We start from the raw sequence: 19,538 nt of genomic DNA, 5'->3' as shown, positions 1-19,538 counted from the left end.
CTGCAAAATGCCATATTTTTGCAGGGTTTTCGTTTAAATGAGTGTTAAAGTTCTTAAATGCTATTTTTCAACATCGACATGAAAAAACCGTTTAGCGGATCACTACTCGCATTGAGCCTGTTAGTGTCCTCCTCAGCTTTCGCGCAATATGCGACCGACGCGTTCAGATATTCAGAGATAAATCAGACAGGGACAGCCCGTTTTCAGGCAGTTGGCGGAAACCATGCTGCATTAGGCGGTGATCCCAGTGCTATCAGCGGAAACCCCGCAGGGTTAGGCTTTTACAACAGGTCGGAAGTTACATTCAGCCCAGGGCTCAATAGTATCAGCACAGACAGCAAGTACATTGATCGGGTCACATCTGCAGCAAAAAGCACAGCCAATGTGACCAGCGCGTCCATGGTAATAACCAGTCAGCCGGGCTTTCAGCGCAAATGGAAAAGAACCTCACTCGGGATTTCGTTCTCCCGCCAGCAATCTTTTCAAAACAGGTTTACATACCAGGGACTGAATAACAGAAGCTCTTTCCTGGATCGTGCTGTTGAAGATGCAAATGGCGTCGGCTGGACTGACGAAGATTATAACCGGGAATTGCAGGAAAATCAGGGTACATACCGGTACCTCGACCACGCTTACTATCAATTGCAAACGATTTTTCCGACCAACTTCGTTTCGACTACCGAAGGATACGGGCCGCCTTACGGTCGCGATGATGCACGGAATGCAACATTGCAGCAAGGTGACTTTGATTCGAAAGGAGCAAATACCCAATGGACCATTGCCTACGCAGGTAACTACAATGACAAGCTTTACCTCGGTGGCTCGGTAGGGTTCAGCCGGATCAGGTATGAGTACACGCATATGCTCCACGATTCGATCATTAATGCAACCGTATTCCATTCTACGACGAACACAGAAGACCTTAAAGCTACCGGGAGTGGGCTGAATGCTACATTCGGAGTGATCTACAAATTCTCTCCATTCATCCAGGCGGGGCTGTCGCTCACTTCGCCGACTTTCACGGCTATGCGGGAAACATTCAACAGAAGAGTGGGCGCGAACTATATCCGCGGATCGATCACGAATGATAACGGTCAGGATATCGGGCCGACCCAGAGCAGCGTCTCGCTGGTGCCCAACGACTTTGAATACTCGATCGTAAGTCCATTCCGCGCATCTGCCGGTGCTACGTATTTCATCAGTAGTAATGGTTTCATTACGGGTACGCTTGAATACGTGGGCTATTCTGGAATGCGCCTGCGGACGAATTACCTGACTGACGAGGAGAACAAAAACTTCCGCGATAACAACAATGCGGAAGTGAAGGATGTGTATAAAAACGTAATAAATGCGAGATTAGGAGGAGAGTACCGCTTTGGAATTATGCGCGGCCGGCTCGGATTTGCCTACATTGCCGATCCTTACGCAGAGCGTCTCGATGGAATCAAAAGAGATAAGCTGATGTATTCGGCAGGTTTGGGGGTGCGTGTTGATCGTTTCTTCGCTGATCTTTCCGGGACTTATTCTGTCTTTAAATCAACTTATACGCCTTACACGCTGGAAGATCCTGCCAGATATTTTACAGCGAACATTTCGAACAAACCTGTAAATATGGTCTTGACACTCGGTGTAAATTTCTAAGTTACATTAAAGGGCGAAGTGCATTCAACAGCTGATTCACTTCAATTTCACCGCTCAAACTCAGATGCGCCTGCTGGTAAAACGGCAGGCGCTCATTTATTTTTTGCTCCAAAGTTTCACGCAGGGAAGTAGCGCCAGAGAGGATTGGACGATCATCTTTTCCGTGGCTCTCGATACGTCGCGCAAGGTCAGCTGCGGGTACATCGAGAAAAACACTGATACCCATTGTATTGATCACCTGCATATTGTCGAAAAAGCAGGGAGTGCCTCCGCCGGAAGCGAGTACAATGTGCTGCCGCAATGCTGTTTCTTTCAGGACGCGGCTTTCGACATCCCTGAAATAAGATTCTCCTTTTTCCGAAAATATCGACGGAATATCCATTTGCTGATCTTTTTCAATCAGCTTGTCCAGATCTACAAACTGAAAACCAAGCAATCGCGCTAACTTTTTGCCAAGCGTTGTTTTGCCTGACGACATCATTCCGACCAGAATTACATTCTTCATTTCAATCAGCCGGATTATTTAACAAGGTTCAAGACTTCGTCAGCGCCTGGCGTATCATTATAATGCCATTTTCCTTTCACAGTTCCGTCTTTCAAAAGCCAGAGCCCAGGGTTGGAGCGCATGATCGTTTTTAAAACTGTCGCGTCGACGTAATAAAAAGGCGCATTAAGCTGATGCGCATTCAGGAATGCCACGATTTCTTCACTGTTGCCGGAAGTCAGGATAATGGGCTGTATCCCTTTGCCACGAACTGCATTGATCAGTTTATTAATGTCAGGCAGCGCGGCTGTATTGATATCAGTCAGATTCTTGATAATGAGAAAAAGCTTGTTGCCTTTGAAAGTTTCCTCCGTAAAGTCGCCTTCATCATTCCAGACTTTATAATCTGTGATCTTAGGTTTTGCATCCTCGTTGAGGACAATCATTTCTTTGAAAACAAGTGTCGTGTCGCTTGGATATTGCTCGTACTCCACTGTTTCACCTTTCTTGTCAAATATATAAAGATACCTGAGAGGCTCGGAGGGTTTTAGCTGCGCAGGAATATTGGCGCCGACACGATAGGGGAGCAGGTCCAGAATAGGTAAATGACGTAATGCATACACCGCAATACCAAGTGAGACCAAGGTTGAAATTACCACGATAATACCCGTGGGAAGCGCACGAAATTTCTTTCGGTAAAAAACGATAACGAGAATTAATGCAAGCAGAAACAGGTCTTTCCCAAACGAAGTCCAGGGCGTAAGCTTAATAGCCGCTCCGAAACAGCCGCAATCGGTCACCTTGTTGAAGTAGGCAGAATAGAATGTCAGGAACGTGAAAAACAGGATGATCAGCAGCAGCAGCCAGGAAATTGTCCGTGGTTTGTAAGCGACCAGCAATGCAATCCCGAGCACAACTTCGGCTGTGCAGAGAAATACGGAGAAGTACAACGCCAGGGGAACCAGCCCCATGAAAAAATCATGGAATGCGGGAAGATCGGTAGCGAACACTTCGAAGTATTCTTCAAGCTTGTATTGAGTCCCGATCGGATCATTCAGCTTGATGAGTCCCGAAAAAATGAATAGAAGCCCCACGATGACGCGGGAAACCTGAGCAAGAATTTTCATTTGAAAAGCTGTAATAATGAAGCTTCGGTTCAATTGGTATGTAATGCATTGGACTTGATCAGGCAGAACACCGAATAATTAATGATATCCTGGTAGCCTGCTTTTACACCTTCTGAAACGATCGTAAGTCCGTTATTATCTTCTATTTGTTTAATCCGTAACAATTTCATCAGGATAATGTCTGTCATTGAGTTCACGCGCATATCCCGCCAGGCTTCGCCGTAATCGTGATTCTTGTTGAACAGCAACTCAGCCACTTCATTCACCTGCTTGTTATATAAGGTGGTCAGCTCTGATTCGTCGATCTGCTGGCCCAAACTGTCTATCTGGATCAGTGCCATTACACAATAGTTGATGATCCCGATAAACTCTGAAGAGACATTTTCATCCACTTTCTGCACGCCTTTTTCCTGTATAGTGCGAATTCTCTGGGCTTTGATAAAGATCTGATCAGTAATGGACGGGATGCGCAGAATCCGCCAGGAGGTGCCGTAGTCCTTGTTTTTTTTTGTAAAAAGATCTTGGCAATACTGAATGATTTCCTGATATTCCGATTCGGTGGATTTCACTGTTTTGAGTTAGTATTTAAACAAATCTATGCTGCAAGTTAGCAAAAAAACGCTCAACATCCGGGGCAGGATCGTCGATCTGAGCCGGCCTTTAGTGATGGGAATTCTTAATACCACTACAGATTCCTTTTTCAGAGGAAGCCGCGCAAATTCTGAGGATGAAGTAATTGAGCGCGCAGGCACAATGCTTTCAGAAGGTGCGGACCTGATTGATATAGGCGGATATTCCACGCGGCCGGGAGCAAAAGATATTTCTGTTACAGAAGAATTGGATAGTATTTTAACCGCGCTGAATGCGATTACCAAGTTTTTTCCCAAAACCGTTATATCCGTCGATACTTTTCGTTCTGATGTAGCGAAAGAGGCAGTAGCCGCTGGGGCAAGCCTGATCAATGATGTTTCAGGCGGAACGTTGGATCCCAGGATGTTCGAGACAGTGGCTGAGCTGCGGGTTCCTTACGTACTAATGCACATGCGCGGGGAGCCACAAACAATGAACAAACTTACCCATTATGATCACGTGGTACGGGACATTTTGAAGGATTTGCAAACGAAGATCGCCGCATTGCGTGCACTGGGGATTGCAGACATTATTGTAGATCCCGGATTTGGCTTTGCAAAAACAATCGCGCAGAATTTTGAGCTGCTGCGCAATTTGAGTGAGTTTGAACAGTTAGGTTATCCGGTACTGGCTGGTTTGTCCAGAAAATCGACCATTTACAAAACCCTCGGAGTAGCTCCCGAGGATGCATTAAACGGGACCACCGTCCTCAACACACTGGCACTCGAACGCGGCGCTTCCATACTGCGCGTACACGATGTGAAGCAGGCTGTAGAGGCGGTAAAACTCTGGTCAATGGCCGGAACAGTTAGAAATTAAGTAGTAATTTAGTCGCTGAAATTTATAGATTGTCTTATGCGTGTGGGTTTTCTAAACATTAACTGGACAGATGTCCTGGATGTTTTTCTGGTTGCGATTTTGCTGTATCAGGTGTATACACTGGTAAGGGGAAGTATCGCAAGCCGCGTGTTTTTAGGATACCTGTTCGTGTATGTTTTTTACCTTGTTGTTAAAGGGCTGGGTTTAGGGCTGCTGACTGCCATTCTGGAGTATTTTATGGGAGTGGGAGCGGTCGCATTGATCGTGATTTTTCAGCAGGAGATCCGGCGGTTTTTGCTCATTATCGGTAAATCAACCATTTACACCAATAATGGGTTTTTGAAAAAGATCATCGGCACCTCGGTACTCGACCAGAAAGCGAAGAACCTGAAAGAAATCGTTGACGCAAGTAAAACCATCGCTGCCAACTTCACAGGTGCATTAATTGTAGTTAATAAAAGGGATGATCTCACAAAGTTTATCGAAACAGGCGAGTTGCTCGACGCAAGGGTTTCGAAACCATTGCTGGTGTCGCTTTTCAATCAATATAGTGAGCTGCACGACGGTGCTGTGGTAATTGTAGACGGTGTGCTGAAAGCTGCCAGATGCGTGTTGCCCGTTGCCGACGGAGTGGATGTTCCTTCTTCGCTGGGTTTCCGCCACAGAGCGGGAATGGGCATGAGCGAAGCCACAGATGCAATTGTGATTGTTATCTCAGAGCAGACAGGAAAGATATCCCTGGCAGTGGAAGGTGTACTGCACGGAAACATTCCCTATAATGAACTGGAAGCGCGCATTGAGGAGTACTTATCGTCTGACTTACAACGTATGCCCAAGTAAGTACAGTTAAAATCTAAATTTATTTACAAGGAAGTTTGGCTATTTGTGCTCAAATCTCTATTTTTGCACACCAAAATGAGAAATTGAAAAATATTAATACGAAATGGCAAATCATAAATCAGCATTAAAAAGAATCCGCGCTAACGAAACAAAACGTTTGCGTAACCGTTACCAGCACAAAACCACACGTTCATACATCAAAAAACTACGCGAGACAACTGACAAGACAGTAGCTGTTGAAGTTTACAAAACAGTGTCTTCTATGTTGGACCGTTTGGCTAAGAAAAACATTATCCATAAGAAAAAAGCTTCTAACCAGAAATCGAAATTGGCGAAGCATATTAATTCTTTGGCAGTAGCAGCTTAAATTTCTACTGATGAAATCACCCCGGTAGTTTAACTATCGGGGTTTTTCTGTTATATTGCGAATTAGATAAGAGAAACCTTGCTTGCCGTCCAGCGAAGTAAGGTTTCTTTTGATTTAAAGGAGTTTCATTTTAAAGCCACCTAAAACCTAAGATTCTTTTTATGAAAAAAGTCGCATTATTTGCTGGTTTAGCAGCTTTGGGTAGTATTCCGGCAGTTGCTCAATCGCCCATCACCTTCAATGCCCGTGGATTGGTTGTTGTTTCAGATGCCGATATGTCGGCTTCCGCATTTGTTGATGGTAAGTTATTAAGGGACAACACTTCGAGGGATCAGTTAAGCACCATTAAATTCCCTGTTGAGCGGGGCAGTAAAGGATTAGGTACCGCAATGGTATCCAATTCGGCGCTGGGCTATTCGAAAACACTGGCCGTTCCCGCAAGCGGCGGACTCGCCTACGTGCTGGAAAATCGCGTGAGACCGGAAGACGGTGTAGCCGAATACAAAGATCCTTACAAGGAATTTCCGGTAGGAGAGAAGCTGTTTGTTGTAGATATCACGAACCTGGCAGCTCCGAAAGCGAAATTTGGTTTCCCGGTGGGCAAAAAGCCGACTTCAATCGATATTAATAAGAATGAGTTGATCATCTCCACGAGCGACGCAGGTAAGGAGCTCGTGTTTATAGAAGCTGGTCCCGATGGAAAGCCAGCCCGCTTTCTGAACCTGCCGGCTGCCATTGATTCCTCTAACAAAATTATAGACCTGTCGTGGCACCCTTCCGGTGATTTCATTGCATTCACTTTAGATAACTCCAATGAAGTGGGTCTGTACAAAGTGATCAGAGAGGCTGGAAAGCTCAAAAATGTGGAAATGGTTGGAAAACCTGTGAAGGTTGGTACAGAACCTTCGTTTGGAAAATTCACACCTGACGGAAAGCATTATCTCGTCCTTGATACCAAGGGAGCACAGGGAAAGGCCGCTGGTGACGGTGAGGTTGTCGTAGTTGATTTTTCAATGGATGGTTCAACTGAGCACAAGGTATCCGGTCAGGCTGCTGTTGGTTTGAACACAGGTTCATTTGCAATAAGTCCCGATGGCTCGATGCTTGTTACTGCAACGTCAGGCAAGAGCGGTTCGCCATGGACAGAGGCAGGAGCGGGGACTGGCGCTGCATTAATCTTGTATAAAGTAGCGGCCACCGGTGCATTGACCAAAGTGGCTGATTACCCGTTCCAGGGTATTTATCCGCAGAGCGTCGCATTCGATAAAGACGGCTCGAACGTGGCAGTTACCGTTTTTGAATACCTGCAATATGGTAACAGCAATGGCGGAGTTGAATTCTGGACAGTAACAAAGGGGGATACACCTGCATTGAAAAAGCAAGGTGCCTCAATCGGAGTTGGAAAAGGTGCGCATACCTTACGCGTCATTCCATAAGTAGCATACAAGATAGTTGACGGGGCAGACTGGTTGATCCGGTCTGCCTCATTTGTTTAGTTAACCCGGACATCCGAAATCAGCGTGATTTTTGTAGTTTTGCGGTCTCATTCATAAATAATCGGTTTTTAAGATGATTACGGTTCAAAACGTATCGTTGAGATACGGTAAAAGGGTATTGTTCGACGAAGTAAATATAAAATTTGTCCCTGGTAACTGTTATGGTGTGATCGGCGCCAATGGAGCAGGGAAATCCACTTTTCTGAAAATTCTTTCGGGAGAAATCGAGCCGCAAACGGGTAATGTAAGTATGAACCCGGGCGAGCGGATGACTTTCCTGAAACAGGATCAATATGAGTTTGACACGTATTCTGTGATGGATACTGTGATTTTGGGACACGAAAGGTTGTACAAAATCATGAAAGAGCGCGAAGCTATCTACGAGAAAGAAGAATTCACTGATGCTGACGGAGAAAAAGCGGCGGAGCTGGAAGCAGAGTTTGCCGATCTGAATGGTTGGGAAGCGGAGACCGAGGCTGCACAGCTGTTGAGTGGTCTGGGTCTGGGCGAAGATCAGCACCAGATGATGATGGCGGATCTGAACTCTAATGATAAAGTAAGAGTACTGCTGGCACAGGCACTTTTTGGAAACCCGGATGTTCTGCTGCTTGATGAGCCAACTAACAACCTTGACGTTGAAACGGTATTGTGGCTGGAAAACTTCCTCGCAGATTTCAAAAATACAGTTATCGTAGTATCCCACGACAGGCACTTCCTCGATGAAGTTTGTACGCACGTGGTAGACATCGATTTCAGCAAAGTCCAGATGTTCTCTGGTAACTATTCATTCTGGTACCAATCCAGCCAGCTGGCTTTGAAGCAGCGCCAGGATGCTAACCGCAAAGCGGACGACAAACGCAAGGAGCTCGAAGAGTTCATTCGCAGGTTCAGTGCAAATGCATCTAAGTCCAAGCAGGCTACTTCCCGTGCGAAGCTTTTGGAAAAGCTGACCATCGATGATATCAAACCTTCTTCAAGGAAATATCCGTACATCGCATTCAAATCGGAGCGGGAAGTGGGTGACCAGCTGCTGCGGGTAGAAGGGTTGTCCAAAACTGCCGAAGATGGTACGAAGCTGTTTGATAACCTGAGCTTCACTGTCAACAAAGGCGATAAGATTGCATTTGTAAGCAAGAATGTAATGGCAATCAGTACGCTTTTCGATATTATCAGTGACGTTCAGAAAGCAGATAAAGGCACATATACCTGGGGAGTAACTATTACAAAATCATATTTCCCGAAAGATCCTGCACAATTTTTTGACGTTGACCTGAACCTGGTTGACTGGCTGCGTCAGTACTCGGAAGAGAAAGATGAAAGCTTTATCAGAGGGTTTTTGGGAAGAATGCTCTTCTCAGGCGAGGAGTCTCTAAAAAAGGCAAAAGTGCTTTCCGGAGGAGAAAAAGTACGTTGTATGCTGTCGCGTACCATGCTGTCAGGCGCGAATGCATTGGTTCTGGATGATCCTACCAACCACCTCGACCTGGAATCGATTACCGCATTGAACAATGGACTGATTGATTTTACCGGCTGCCTGTTGTTCTACTCTCACGATCACCAGTTCGTTCACACGATTGCCAACCGGATTATCGAAATCGGACCAAAAGGTATCCTTGACAAGCTGATGAGCTACGACGACTTCCTGACGGACGAAACCGTGAAACAGCAGCGTCAGAAATTATATTAACATCACGCTGCATTGCCAAAAAACAAAAGAGCTGATCACATTGATCAGCTCTTTTTGTTTACACTTGGTAATCGTTAATTATCGTAACTTAAACCATATTGTTTCAAAACGTCGGCCGGTACACCTTCCCAAACATTCGGTGTATTGCCCATGTAACCCAGGGCAGCGATACCGATTTTGGATGTGTAATAACCTGAGGCAGTCAGGTTGCGCATTAAGTTGAAGAATGCAACTCCCTGGCTGTAAATTGGCTTCGCCTTTTCAGGGTAAGCAATATCATCAACAATTTGAATCTGCTGCGCCTTTGTTGCAAGAGTGAATATTTTGCCAAAACGTTTGCTTGACTCCCTATCCAGCCACTTCAAGCCTCCGCGTAAAGGTGTCTGGTTTTGCGGCATATCTTTCACGATGAATTCAATGAAATCAGGTACGCCGGCTTGCGTCGCGCTGCCTGATTTATCATCTGCTGGAATAATAATGTCGACCAGCACTTTGATGGTAGCCATTTCGGCCGCAGTAAGGAATTTCTCCTTCATCAGCCTGGCGTCGCGTATTGCTTCGTCTTTTGTTCTTCCACCCGGTATTTTGAGCGGGGTTTCCGGCGGCATTTGTGTTTCCAGCTCTCTCTGCTCTGCAAGTGCAACCTGCGGACTGAGTGCTGTTATCCCCAATGAGCTGAGGGTTAATGCTTTGAGCGAATCTCTGCGTTTCATATATCGTGATTTGAAACTTTGTTCAAACAATTAAATATTTTTCTGTTTTACCTGATTGATGATGTAATCGGAAGCTCTCCACGACAATGCGAGGATCGTCCAGGTTGGATTTTTGTCAGCCTGAGAAACAAATGAACCTCCGTCAACCACGAATACGTTTTTCGCATCGTGCGCTTGCGAAAATTTATTGAGCGCAGATGTTTTCGGATCGTCGCCCATACGCACGGTACCCACTTCGTGAATAATGCGGCCTGGGGCAGCAAGTCCATAGTTGGTATCCGCACCCGGTTTTACACCATTAGCCACACCGCCCAGTGCATGAATAATCTCTTCGAAGGTATCGTGCATGTGTTTGGCCTGCTTGATCTCGTAATCCGACCATTTGTAGTGGAAGCGCAAAACAGGGATACCATATTTGTCAACAACCGTAGGGTCGATCTCGGCGTAGTTATTGAAGTCAGGAACAGCTTCACCGCGACCTGCCATTCCAATATTTGCTCCGTAAAAACGACGGTAATCTTCTTTCAGTGATGAACCATAGCCACCTGCGGGTTTCATAGTTCCGGCTGCCGTCGGGTATTTTCCATTCAGGTTTTCAATTCCTGAACCAAAGCCGTAGCTCGGCATTCCCATTCCACCGCCGTATTCAATGTGGTAGCCTCTTGGGAAATCCAGTTTTTTGTTGTCCAGCCACCAGGGGGTATAAACGTGCATTCCGCCTACGCCATCTTCATTGTAGCGTTTTCTGTCCATTAAATGCGGAAGGAATGCGCCGCGCGATGCGCCTGTTGAATCGTGCAGGTACCGGCCAACTACGCCGCTCGAATTGGCTAGTCCGTTTGGATGGCGCTCCGATTTCGAGTTCAGCAGCAATCTCGCAGATTCAGCTGCGCTGGCAGCAAGTACTACCACTTTTGCTTTAATAGTATGCTCGGTAAGCTTTTCTCTGTCCACATAAGAAACGCCGGTAGCGAGTCCGGTAGTTGGATCAGTAAGTACCTCGCGGCACATTGCATTGTTGATCAACGTCACATTTCCTGTTTTTACCGCAGGGATACAAAGTACGGACGACGATGAAAAGTCAGCGTAAGCCTGACATGCGCGTGAGCACTGGCTGCAATAGAAACAAACTCCACGCTGGTCATTGATCGGTTTCGTCAGGATCGAAAGGCGCGAAGGTATCACAGGTACGTTTACCTTTTTACCTGCCTGTTTGATAAAAAGCTCGTGCAAACGCGGCTTGGGCGGAGGCAGAAATATACCGTCCGGCTCGTTATCCATGTTTTCAATTGTTCCGAAAACCCCGATCAGCTTATCTACCTGGTCATAATACGGTTTAACGTCATCGTAGCCGATAGGCCAGTCGTCGCCTAATCCGTCGATGCTTTTTCTTTTAAAATCTTTTGGACCAAAACGCAGTGAAATACGGCCCCAGTGATTGGTACGGCCACCGAGCATGCGTGACCGGAACCAGTCAAATTGCGTTCCGTTTTTACGGGTATAGGGTTCCCCTTCAATTTCCCAGCCACCCCAGGCTGCGTCAAAATCGCCGAACGGACGGTGATTGCTTGCGCCGCGGCGAGGTGATTCGTAAGGCCATTTTAGTTGTGTAATGTATTTAGGATCAGCAGGGTCAAAATATCCGCCGGCCTCTAAAAGTGCAACCTTTGCGCCCGCTTTTGCAAGTTGATAGGCTGCCATTCCACCTCCTGCTCCGGAGCCCACAATGCATACATCAAAAACGGTAGGTTGTTCTTTGATTTGAAACATAGGTAAAGGGTTATTTAGATAGTATTTTTTGATCAATAAATATAAACACGGTTTAAATAACAGCCGCCGTTGCCTTCAACATTCAAGGTTATTTAAAAAGAATCTAAATGAGATGGTGCCGGAATTAATGGACGGGAAAGTATTTTTGCACCAAAAAACGCGATAATCCATTGGCTGAGATCGGACAAGACATACTGGTTGCAAAAGAGTTTTTGATAAAAGGAGAACTGGTAGGTATACCGACAGAAACGGTGTATGGACTAGCAGGCAATGCACTAAATGAAAAGGCAGTTCTGTCCATTTTCGAAACCAAGAACCGGCCTGCATTCGATCCCTTGATTATCCATACGGATTCAATTGCCAAAGCGAACAATTTCGTAGCAGATTTTCCACCTGCCGCACAGGCGCTGGCAGAGCAATTCTGGCCAGGTCCGCTGACTTTGCTGCTGCCCAAAAAGAGCAATGTACCTGATCTGGTAACTTCCGGACTGGATACCGTCGCCGTACGCATTCCGCGCCATCCGGTTTTGCTGGAACTGTTGCGTTTACTGGATTTCCCGCTTGCTGCCCCGAGTGCCAATCCGTTTGGCTATATCAGCCCCACCGCCGCCGCCCATGTTAACGCGCAGCTGGGTGATCAAATACCTTATATTCTTGATGGCGGGACTTGCGAAGTAGGGATAGAGTCGACGATTGTAGGGTTTGAGGATGGGGAAGTGGTTGTTTTCAGGTTGGGCGGGCTTGATGTACGTGAGATTGAAGAAGTAGTAGGGAAGGTGCGGCTTACTGCGGTTTCCTCGTCAAACCCAAAAGCGCCAGGTATGCTCAAAAGCCATTATTCGCCCCGCAAATCGTTGAGAATGTTAACCCGGGAGGAAATGCATTCAGTTAATGCAAGAGAAATGGGCTATCTGCTTTTTGATCGTTACCTGGAAAATGTGGACAGAAAATACCAGTTCGTGCTGAGCGAAACGGGAGATTTGCGGGAAGCTGCACATAACCTTTTTGCCTTTCTCCGCGAACTCGATAAGTCCGACGCAACAGCGATCGTTGCAGAGTGGGTACCTATGGCCGGCCTCGGACTCGCCATTAACGACAGGTTAAAGAGAGCCGCAGTGCAGGAATAGGGGAGTACCTATTTAAAAAAGTGAGGATGAAAGTTCATCAGGAAAACTTCGTCGGTAGCTCTCGTGATTGCAGTGTACAGCCACCTGATAAACTCTGCATTGATCTGCTCCTGAGGCAAGTAACCCTGATCAACAAATACAGAACTCCATTGCCCGCCCTGCGCTTTGTGGCAAGTGAGTGCGTAGGCGAACTTTACCTGCAATGCATTTAAAAAAGGATCCTTGCGCAATGCTTCCAGTCTTTCCTTATTGGATTTGATATACAAATAATCCTGCTGCACGCTGTCGTACAGCTTCCGGTTATCCTCCGACGACATAGAAGGGGAAGATGAATGCAGTGTGTCAAGAAAAATCTTCGCGTCAAATTCCGGCTGCTTTTCATAGTCCGTAAGGCGCAGGGTTACGTCTGCAAACCGGAAACCATGTATTTCCTGCGTTTTCCTGATTTTGAGCAGTTCCACAAAGTCGCCGTTTGCTATGAAACCGGCGGGCGAATCTTCATCGAGGATGTTATAGTTGTTTCGCACTACCATCAGCCGGTCGCCGGCGTCCAGTTCTTCTTCCGAGAAGTTGATCACCCGACGGATAAACTCATTGTACTGCACAGCAGATTTGTTGGAGCGCGTCAGGATAATCGCGTTTTCCTGTCCATACTTGTCGTAGGCATAGCGCAGTCCTTCTTCCAGCCGCTCGCCGGTCATTTTATAAACATCCTGAAAGGAGCGTGTTGTAATTTGTATTTCCGGAGTTTCTGAGGCGAGCTGTTCACGCAGCAAAGTCGCATTGTAGAGAATGCCCGATTGCTCGTCCTGGCGCATTACCTCCTTTAATTCCTCCTGAAAAACAGACATATAAAACGTTTGTTCCAGATATTCCCTGTCTAATGCGGGACTCAGCTCTTTACCCACAGGCGGCAGCTGCGCCACGTCGCCCACCAGCATAAGCTTGTTTCCCGGGTTCTCGAAAACGAAATCGATCAGATCGGCCAGGAGGCTGCGACTGCCGAAGTCGGCTTCATTGGTGATCATGGAGGCTTCATCTACGATAAACAGCGTGTTATCATGGTAATTCTTTTGCCGCTGGAATGTCAGCGTGCCAGAATATGCGTCGGCTGTTTGTTTGTAGATCTTCTTGTGGATCGTCAATGCGATCTTATCTGAGTACCCGGACATTACCTTGGCCGCACGGCCGGTCGGTGCCAGCAGTACGGATTTGTAGCCGAAGTTTTTGAGTACTTTAATTAAGGTACTTATAATGGTGGTCTTACCAGTTCCTGCATAACCTTTCAGCAAAAAACAATCGCGGTAACGCTCCAATCCTTTTTCCTCAACCAAAAAATCATTGGCCTGTTCAAAGAAACGCAATTGGCCCTCAGTAGGTCTGAAAGGGAATTTTTTTCGCAGCAGCTGGGAAGGCAGCATTTTATCGGTATCCATAGAGACGAATCTAACGGAAGCTTTAACAATATCAAAATGCCTCTGATGCAACAAAAATATACTCAGAATTAGTTGGACTTTAACAGGTCGATTGCCTATATTGAAATTCCTTTTATCTCACAACCCCAAACCTAAACATCTATGCTAGTACAACATGTAATGGGCAACAAGCCTGTCAATGCGATTTGGTCGGTTACGCAGGACAACACAGTGTTTGAGGCTCTTGAACTCATGGCCGCGAAAAACATTGGTGCAGTTTTGGTATTGGAAGATGAAGAATTGATCGGAATTTTTTCCGAAAGGGACTATGCAAGAAAGGTGATCCTGCAAGGCCGGGCGTCGCGCGATACTTTGATCAGAGAAGTAATGACGAGCAAAGTAATCACTGTTGAAACCCTTGACAAGATCGAAGAGTGTATGCAGATCATGTCTGACAAACACATCCGCCATTTGCCTGTTAATCAAAATGGTACATTGGTCGGTATTATCTCGATCAACGACATTGTATCAGCCATAATCCACGAGCAGAAAGAGCATATCAGCACGCTCGAAAGTTACATTTCAGGTAGTCCTTACTCCTGAAATTGATCTGAATCTAACTTGCTATTCTTTTCAAGTCAGCACGGACATTGAGTCCGCCGGGTGAACTATATCTTGCCAAATATGGCGGGATAGTTATATTTGTTCTTCAAAAACAGGCTTTGCAAACGGTCGGGAAAGAAATAGCAGAAGTGTTTGGAGGGCGTGTGCGCGTCCGTGCTTGCGGTATCTGCATTCGGGATGAACGCATTCTGATGGTGCGGCACCAGCTTTACGGGGCCGACGAACCTTTCTGGAGTCCGCCGGGAGGCGGTGTTCAGCTTGGCGAGCCGACGACCCTTGCATTGGTCAGGGAAATAGCCGAAGAAACTGGCCTGAAAGCGGAAGTAGGCAGGTTGCTTTTTGTAAATGAGCATATTCAGCTGCCGCTACACGCGATCGAGTTGTTCTTTGAAGTCCTGCAATTTCAGGGAGATATTACCACGGGAATTGACCCGGAACTCGCCGCGGGTGAACAGATCATTGAAGATGTAGCTTTTCTGGCAATTGATGAGATCAAAAGATTGAAACCGACACAGGTTCATAGCTTATTTACTAACCTGAATTCGTTGCAGGACATTTTTGAAATAAACAAATACATTCCCGCTAACTAAAACGGGAATGTCATACAGAGCAATTATTCCCATTTATTGTGGCAAATACTGAAAACCAGGTCATTGAAATCATCCCTACCTTACTGGTAGGTGATCAGACCTTTGACCCGGCCAATATTCCTTCGAGTACGCTATGCATTGAAATCGGTGATCAGCAGATCCGTTTTTGCATTGTCAAGGAAGAAAATATGGAATGCGTCTGGCTGGAAGATTACACATTGGATCAAACACTTACTCAGGAAGAACTTTTTGAAAAGGTAAAAAGAGTTTTTACGGGACATTTGCTGTGGTCTTCCAGTGCCTGGAAATCAGTTCGCGTTGCCGTCAATTCCGGACTTTTTAGTCTCGTTCCAAGTCTGCTTTTCGATGAGCAGAATACAACCGGTTACCTTTCGTTCTCGGCCGGGAATGCCCCATCCAGGCAGGATATTGTGTTGCATCACGAGCTGCCGCTGGTTCATGCACATACCGTTTTTTCAATGCGGCAAAGCTGGCACGAATGGATATTGAACCATTTCAGATCTTCGCACCTTTCATTTTACCATTTTACCAGTCCGCTCGTAATCGGTGCATTGGTGAGCCACCTGGAACATCAGGAAATCCGGATAGTATCGCTCTACTTTGAGAAAGATCAGTTTACGCTGACACTAACCGAAAGTCAGCAGCTGATCCTATGCAACCGGTTCAGGTTCAAAGAAGTACATGAAATGGCTTACATTGTCCTTTTTACATTGGGACAACTGGGCTACGAGCCCGAGGAAGTAAAAGTGCTTTGCTACGGGGAAATCTCGGCGACTGCGGATGCATACCAGGAACTTTCGCATTTTCTGCCTGGCTTGCAAATAGGATCGCGGCCAACTACATTGAAGTACAACAGCCAGTGCGCCGAAGTACCCGGCCACAGGTATTTTGGTTTATTTAATACCTATCTTGTCTCATCTTAGGCTTATAACTATCACTTATGGAGCGCATTGCATTGTTTCCCGGTTCTTTTGATCCATTTACGAGAGGACACGAGGATATCGTTCTGAGAGGATTGCGGCTCTTCGATCAGGTCGTGATCGGTATCGGTAATAATGCGACAAAGAAGCGGTACTTCGCGCTTGACGTGATGAAGGAAATGATCGAGAAGACGTTTGCTTCTGAAAAGAATGTAAAGGTGATTACCTATGATGATCTCACCGCGCACACTGCCCGGGAGTTAGGCGCAACATTTCTGCTCCGGGGCCTGCGAAATACCACTGATTTCGAGTATGAAAATGGCATTTCGCAGGTGAACAGGTATTTATATGAAGAAATTGAAACTGTCTTCCTGATCACTTCGCCAGCACTGGCGCCGATCAGTTCCAGTATTATCCGCGACTTGCACCGCTACGGCCAGCAGGTTGATAATTTCTTACCCTACTCACTTTCCGAGCTGAACCAAATCAACTCACAGATTTAGCACTACTTCCCTGATTTTTTTACGCGCATTTTATTGAGACTGTCGAGGACAAAACGGATCGAACTGTAAGAGTTGATCAGAAGCGGCTTTGCATCCTCCGGCGAATACCAGTCGAGCTTTTCGATCTGTTCTTCTGCCTGCGGCGTCATTTTAGAATCGTCGATACTGTCGCAGAGGTACCATTTGGTACGTTTCAGAATGCGGTTGTTATTGAGTGTATAAGTATGCCAGGTAGTGCAGATTTTAGATTTGATAATTGATTTTACGCCTGTTTCTTCTTCTATTTCGCGGATAGCGGCAGTTCTTGAATCTTCGCCTTTATCCAGCTTTCCTTTCGGCAGGTCCCACTTTTTGCGGCGGTACATAAACAGCCATTTCCCGTCTTTCACAACCACGCCGCCTGCGGCTTTGATTACTTTGTACTGCCCTTTGATCTTATCTTCAATGTCGCCTTTCTCTTTTGTCGCCATTGTAATCGAGAGCATTTGCCGCGGGAAGTCTTTTTCCAGCAGCTGTACTACCTGCATGACCGTGGTCGCAGTTGCATTGAGGAACAAAGTATGCCCGGTTAACATGCTCTTCTGCAGTTTTTCAAGTCGTAAATCCACGATCTGATCAAACTGGGATGTTTCCGGGGAGAGCTGATTAGTCCGTACAATTTTGAATGGACGGTCGTCAAAAAAAATGGTCATTTTTCAAATGGTACGTGAATCGGGGTCAAAATTAAGTAAAGTGTTTAGTTTAGACAGTGATTATTATTGATAAATTTGTAACCATATCAAATACACAGTTCTTGGAACTACTGATTATTTTACTACTTGTGCTTCTCAATGGTATCTTCTCCATGTCCGAGATCGCACTCGTGTCTTCCCGAAAATCCCGCTTAGAAGCAGCTGCCAAAGGTGGCGATGCCAGTGCAAAAGCCGCATTAAACCTTGCCAATTCACCCACACGGTTTTTATCAACAGTTCAGATCGGTATTACGTTGATCGGACTTTTAACAGGTATGTACAGCGGGGACAACATTACCGCTGATTTTGAAGGTTTTATCAATACGGTACCTTACCTGCAGCCTTACAGTCACTCACTGGCGGTAGGAAGTGTACTCGTTTTCATTACTTACCTGTCCCTTGTTTTAGGCGAGCTTGTACCGAAACGCATCGGTATGTCGAATCCCGAGGCGATTTCGAAAGTAATGGCCACTCCGATGAACCTGCTTTCAAAGGTTACCGCGCCTTTTATATCCTTGCTCGGTATTTCGAGTGATCTCATTATTAAGGTCTTAAATATCAGGCAGAGTGAGAATGCAGTAACAGAAGAAGAGATCAAGAGCCTGATCCAGGAAGGGACTTCGGGCGGTGTTTTCGAGGAAATCGAGCAGGAAATTGTGCACAATGTATTTCAGCTTGGCGACCGCAAGGTTACTTCCCTGATGACCAACAGGCAGGAGATTGTGTGGCTGGATTTGGAAGATACAGTCGAAGAAAACAAGGCCAAGATCTTCGAAAGCCGCCATTCCATTTATCCCGTTTGCCGCGGCACGGTCGACGATGTGGTCGGTTTGGTTTATGTCAAAGATCTGATCGCGACCGACATCGAATCCCAGCTGGCTACATTGAATACCATTGCGCGTGACCCTGTGTACCTGCCGGAAAGTAACCGCGCTTACCAGGCTTTGGAAAAGTTCAAACAGCAGCGCGTGTACTTCGGGATTATCGTCGATGAATACGGCGGAATGCTCGGGATACTGACCATGCACGATATTATGGATGCATTGGTAGGTGACATTTCCGAAGATATCGAAGAAGCCTCAGAGATCGTGAAACGCGAAGACGGAAGCTTTTTGATAGACGCTCAGCTTCCATTTGACGATTTTATCCAGTATTTCAGCATTAATCTTCCCGAACCGGATCGCCGGGAGCTTGTTGGTTTCAATACGCTCGGCGGGTTTGTGCTGCATATACTTGAAAATATCCCTGCAACCGGCGAGAAATTCAGCTGGCGTAATTTCGAGTTTGAAGTGATTGATATGGATCGCAGCAGGATTGATAAGTTATTAGTTGTAAATCATAATAAGGAAGAAGAATCAGAAGAATAATATGCTAAACGGTTCAGATATCAGTAAAAGAGTTGCAGAACTATTGCTTGAAGCAAAAGCGATCAAGTTGAGCCCTGATAAGCCATTTCAATGGAGTTCAGGCTGGTTGTCACCTATTTATTGCGACAACCGCGTTGCATTGTCTTACCCCGACACCCGCACATTCATCAAGAAAATGCTGGCTGATCTCGTGCGGCAGGAGTATCCTGGCGTGCAGGCAGTAGTTGGCGTTGCGACAGGCGGCATCGCGCAAGGTGCACTGGTAGCCGACTTACTTGAACTGCCTTTCGCTTATGTACGTCCTGAACCAAAAAAGCACGGAATGGGCAATCAGATTGAAGGCAGGCTCGAACCTGGTCAGTCTGTGATCATTATTGAAGACCTGATCTCGACAGGCGGAAGTTCACTGAAAGTAGTGGACGTGCTCCGGGCTGCCGGGATTGAAGTAGCAGGTATGATCGCGATTTTTACTTACGGATTTGAAGTTGCAGCGAATAACTTCAAAGAGAAAGATGTGAAGCTGAGCACGGTCAGCAACTACAATGCATTGATCGAAGCCGCATTGGAACACAATTATGTCTCAGCTTCCCAAGTAGAAAGCCTGAGCGCCTGGCGCGAAGCGCCGGAGCAGTGGGGAAGGTGAGATTTAACTTCGGCTGTCGGCAA

At 46.3% G+C, this 19,538-nt stretch carries 20 protein-coding genes; 13 read left to right on the top strand and 7 right to left on the bottom strand.

Translation table 11 applies throughout. The features are described from left to right. Positions 1-78: 78 nt before the first annotated feature. On the top strand, positions 79-1,641 hold the full coding sequence (locus ASG33_RS20535) for an OmpP1/FadL family transporter (RefSeq protein WP_056290574.1): 1,563 nt from the start codon (positions 79-81) through the stop codon (positions 1,639-1,641). 1 nt (position 1,642) lies between these two features. Here ASG33_RS20535 and ASG33_RS20530 read toward each other — a convergent pair whose 3' ends face one another. From ASG33_RS20530 to ASG33_RS20520, 3 genes are read right to left on the bottom strand one after another with little or no spacing between them, the layout of a single operon-like run. Continuing rightward, on the bottom strand, positions 1,643-2,146 hold the full coding sequence (locus tag ASG33_RS20530) for a shikimate kinase (protein ID WP_056289843.1): 504 nt from the start codon (positions 2,144-2,146) through the stop codon (positions 1,643-1,645). A 14-nt stretch (positions 2,147-2,160) separates the two neighbouring features. Continuing rightward, positions 2,161-3,252 carry a BT_3928 family protein gene (locus ASG33_RS20525; protein ID WP_056289840.1) on the bottom strand — a complete coding sequence of 364 codons (1,092 nt, stop codon included), beginning with the start codon at positions 3,250-3,252 and terminating at the stop codon, positions 2,161-2,163. 29 nt (positions 3,253-3,281) lie between these two features. Next, a complete protein-coding gene (locus ASG33_RS20520; RefSeq protein WP_056289835.1) occupies positions 3,282-3,821 on the bottom strand; it encodes a DUF1599 domain-containing protein in 540 nt (179 codons plus the stop codon). A 28-nt stretch (positions 3,822-3,849) separates the two neighbouring features. Here ASG33_RS20520 and folP point away from each other — a divergent pair, with 28 nt between their 5' ends. The 5 genes from folP (at position 3,850) to ASG33_RS20495 (ending at position 9,091) form a co-directional block, all read left to right on the top strand. Continuing rightward, the gene (gene folP / locus ASG33_RS20515; protein ID WP_056289832.1) at positions 3,850-4,701 is read left to right on the top strand and encodes a dihydropteroate synthase; all 852 of its coding nucleotides are present in this window, start codon (positions 3,850-3,852) and stop codon (positions 4,699-4,701) included. A 36-nt stretch (positions 4,702-4,737) separates the two neighbouring features. Beyond that, positions 4,738-5,541 carry a diadenylate cyclase CdaA gene (cdaA, locus tag ASG33_RS20510; RefSeq protein ID WP_031527290.1) on the top strand — a complete coding sequence of 268 codons (804 nt, stop codon included), beginning with the start codon at positions 4,738-4,740 and terminating at the stop codon, positions 5,539-5,541. A 103-nt stretch (positions 5,542-5,644) separates the two neighbouring features. Next, positions 5,645-5,908, top strand: coding sequence for a 30S ribosomal protein S20 (gene rpsT / locus ASG33_RS20505; protein WP_056289828.1), 264 nt, complete (start codon positions 5,645-5,647; stop codon positions 5,906-5,908). Positions 5,909-6,069: 161 nt separating this feature from the next. Further along, positions 6,070-7,344 (top strand): WD40 repeat domain-containing protein, encoded by a 1,275-nt coding sequence (locus ASG33_RS20500; protein WP_056289823.1) that lies wholly within the window; start codon positions 6,070-6,072, stop codon positions 7,342-7,344. 133 nt (positions 7,345-7,477) lie between these two features. Beyond that, positions 7,478-9,091 carry an ABC-F family ATP-binding cassette domain-containing protein gene (locus tag ASG33_RS20495; RefSeq protein WP_056289821.1) on the top strand — a complete coding sequence of 538 codons (1,614 nt, stop codon included), beginning with the start codon at positions 7,478-7,480 and terminating at the stop codon, positions 9,089-9,091. Between the two features lie 74 nt (positions 9,092-9,165). Here ASG33_RS20495 and ASG33_RS20490 read toward each other — a convergent pair whose 3' ends face one another. Together ASG33_RS20490 and ASG33_RS20485 are read right to left on the bottom strand one after the other, a co-directional pair. Next, complete coding sequence (locus tag ASG33_RS20490) at positions 9,166-9,804, bottom strand: gluconate 2-dehydrogenase subunit 3 family protein (RefSeq protein ID WP_056289818.1); 639 nt, start codon at positions 9,802-9,804, stop codon at positions 9,166-9,168. Between the two features lie 30 nt (positions 9,805-9,834). Further along, complete coding sequence (locus tag ASG33_RS20485) at positions 9,835-11,574, bottom strand: GMC family oxidoreductase (protein WP_056289816.1); 1,740 nt, start codon at positions 11,572-11,574, stop codon at positions 9,835-9,837. 170 nt (positions 11,575-11,744) lie between these two features. On the opposite strand from ASG33_RS20485, the gene ASG33_RS20480 reads away from it, so the two are divergent. Continuing rightward, positions 11,745-12,701 carry an L-threonylcarbamoyladenylate synthase gene (locus ASG33_RS20480; RefSeq protein WP_056289812.1) on the top strand — a complete coding sequence of 319 codons (957 nt, stop codon included), beginning with the start codon at positions 11,745-11,747 and terminating at the stop codon, positions 12,699-12,701. Positions 12,702-12,709: 8 nt separating this feature from the next. Here ASG33_RS20480 and ASG33_RS20475 read toward each other — a convergent pair whose 3' ends face one another. After that, on the bottom strand, positions 12,710-14,137 hold the full coding sequence (locus ASG33_RS20475) for an ATP-dependent RecD-like DNA helicase (RefSeq protein ID WP_056289809.1): 1,428 nt from the start codon (positions 14,135-14,137) through the stop codon (positions 12,710-12,712). Positions 14,138-14,278: 141 nt separating this feature from the next. Here ASG33_RS20475 and ASG33_RS20470 point away from each other — a divergent pair, with 141 nt between their 5' ends. Genes ASG33_RS20470 through coaD form a run of 4 tightly spaced genes read left to right on the top strand, consistent with a single transcriptional unit; the run spans position 14,279 to position 16,774 of the window. After that, entirely contained in the window at positions 14,279-14,719 is a 441-nt protein-coding gene (locus ASG33_RS20470) for a CBS domain-containing protein (RefSeq protein ID WP_031527281.1), read from the top strand. 47 nt (positions 14,720-14,766) lie between these two features. Continuing rightward, on the top strand, positions 14,767-15,330 hold the full coding sequence (locus ASG33_RS20465) for an NUDIX domain-containing protein (RefSeq protein ID WP_229238762.1): 564 nt from the start codon (positions 14,767-14,769) through the stop codon (positions 15,328-15,330). 38 nt (positions 15,331-15,368) lie between these two features. Beyond that, positions 15,369-16,274 carry a DUF3822 family protein gene (locus tag ASG33_RS20460; RefSeq protein ID WP_056289807.1) on the top strand — a complete coding sequence of 302 codons (906 nt, stop codon included), beginning with the start codon at positions 15,369-15,371 and terminating at the stop codon, positions 16,272-16,274. 17 nt (positions 16,275-16,291) lie between these two features. Next, positions 16,292-16,774 carry a pantetheine-phosphate adenylyltransferase gene (gene coaD / locus ASG33_RS20455; protein WP_056289806.1) on the top strand — a complete coding sequence of 161 codons (483 nt, stop codon included), beginning with the start codon at positions 16,292-16,294 and terminating at the stop codon, positions 16,772-16,774. A gap of 2 nt (positions 16,775-16,776) precedes the next feature. Here coaD and ASG33_RS20450 read toward each other — a convergent pair whose 3' ends face one another. Continuing rightward, positions 16,777-17,466 carry an NUDIX hydrolase gene (locus ASG33_RS20450; RefSeq protein ID WP_056289803.1) on the bottom strand — a complete coding sequence of 230 codons (690 nt, stop codon included), beginning with the start codon at positions 17,464-17,466 and terminating at the stop codon, positions 16,777-16,779. 101 nt (positions 17,467-17,567) lie between these two features. On the opposite strand from ASG33_RS20450, the gene ASG33_RS20445 reads away from it, so the two are divergent. Next, complete coding sequence (locus ASG33_RS20445) at positions 17,568-18,872, top strand: hemolysin family protein (RefSeq protein ID WP_082489363.1); 1,305 nt, start codon at positions 17,568-17,570, stop codon at positions 18,870-18,872. A 1-nt stretch (position 18,873) separates the two neighbouring features. After that, entirely contained in the window at positions 18,874-19,515 is a 642-nt protein-coding gene (gene pyrE / locus ASG33_RS20440) for an orotate phosphoribosyltransferase (RefSeq protein ID WP_056289796.1), read from the top strand. Positions 19,516-19,538: the final 23 nt, after the last annotated feature.

This window comes from Dyadobacter sp. Leaf189 (assembly GCF_001424405.1).
GTDB lineage: Bacteria > Bacteroidota > Bacteroidia > Cytophagales > Spirosomataceae > Dyadobacter.
Note: the sequence above shows the minus strand (reverse complement) of the source record. Positions and strands in the feature narration are given on the sequence as shown.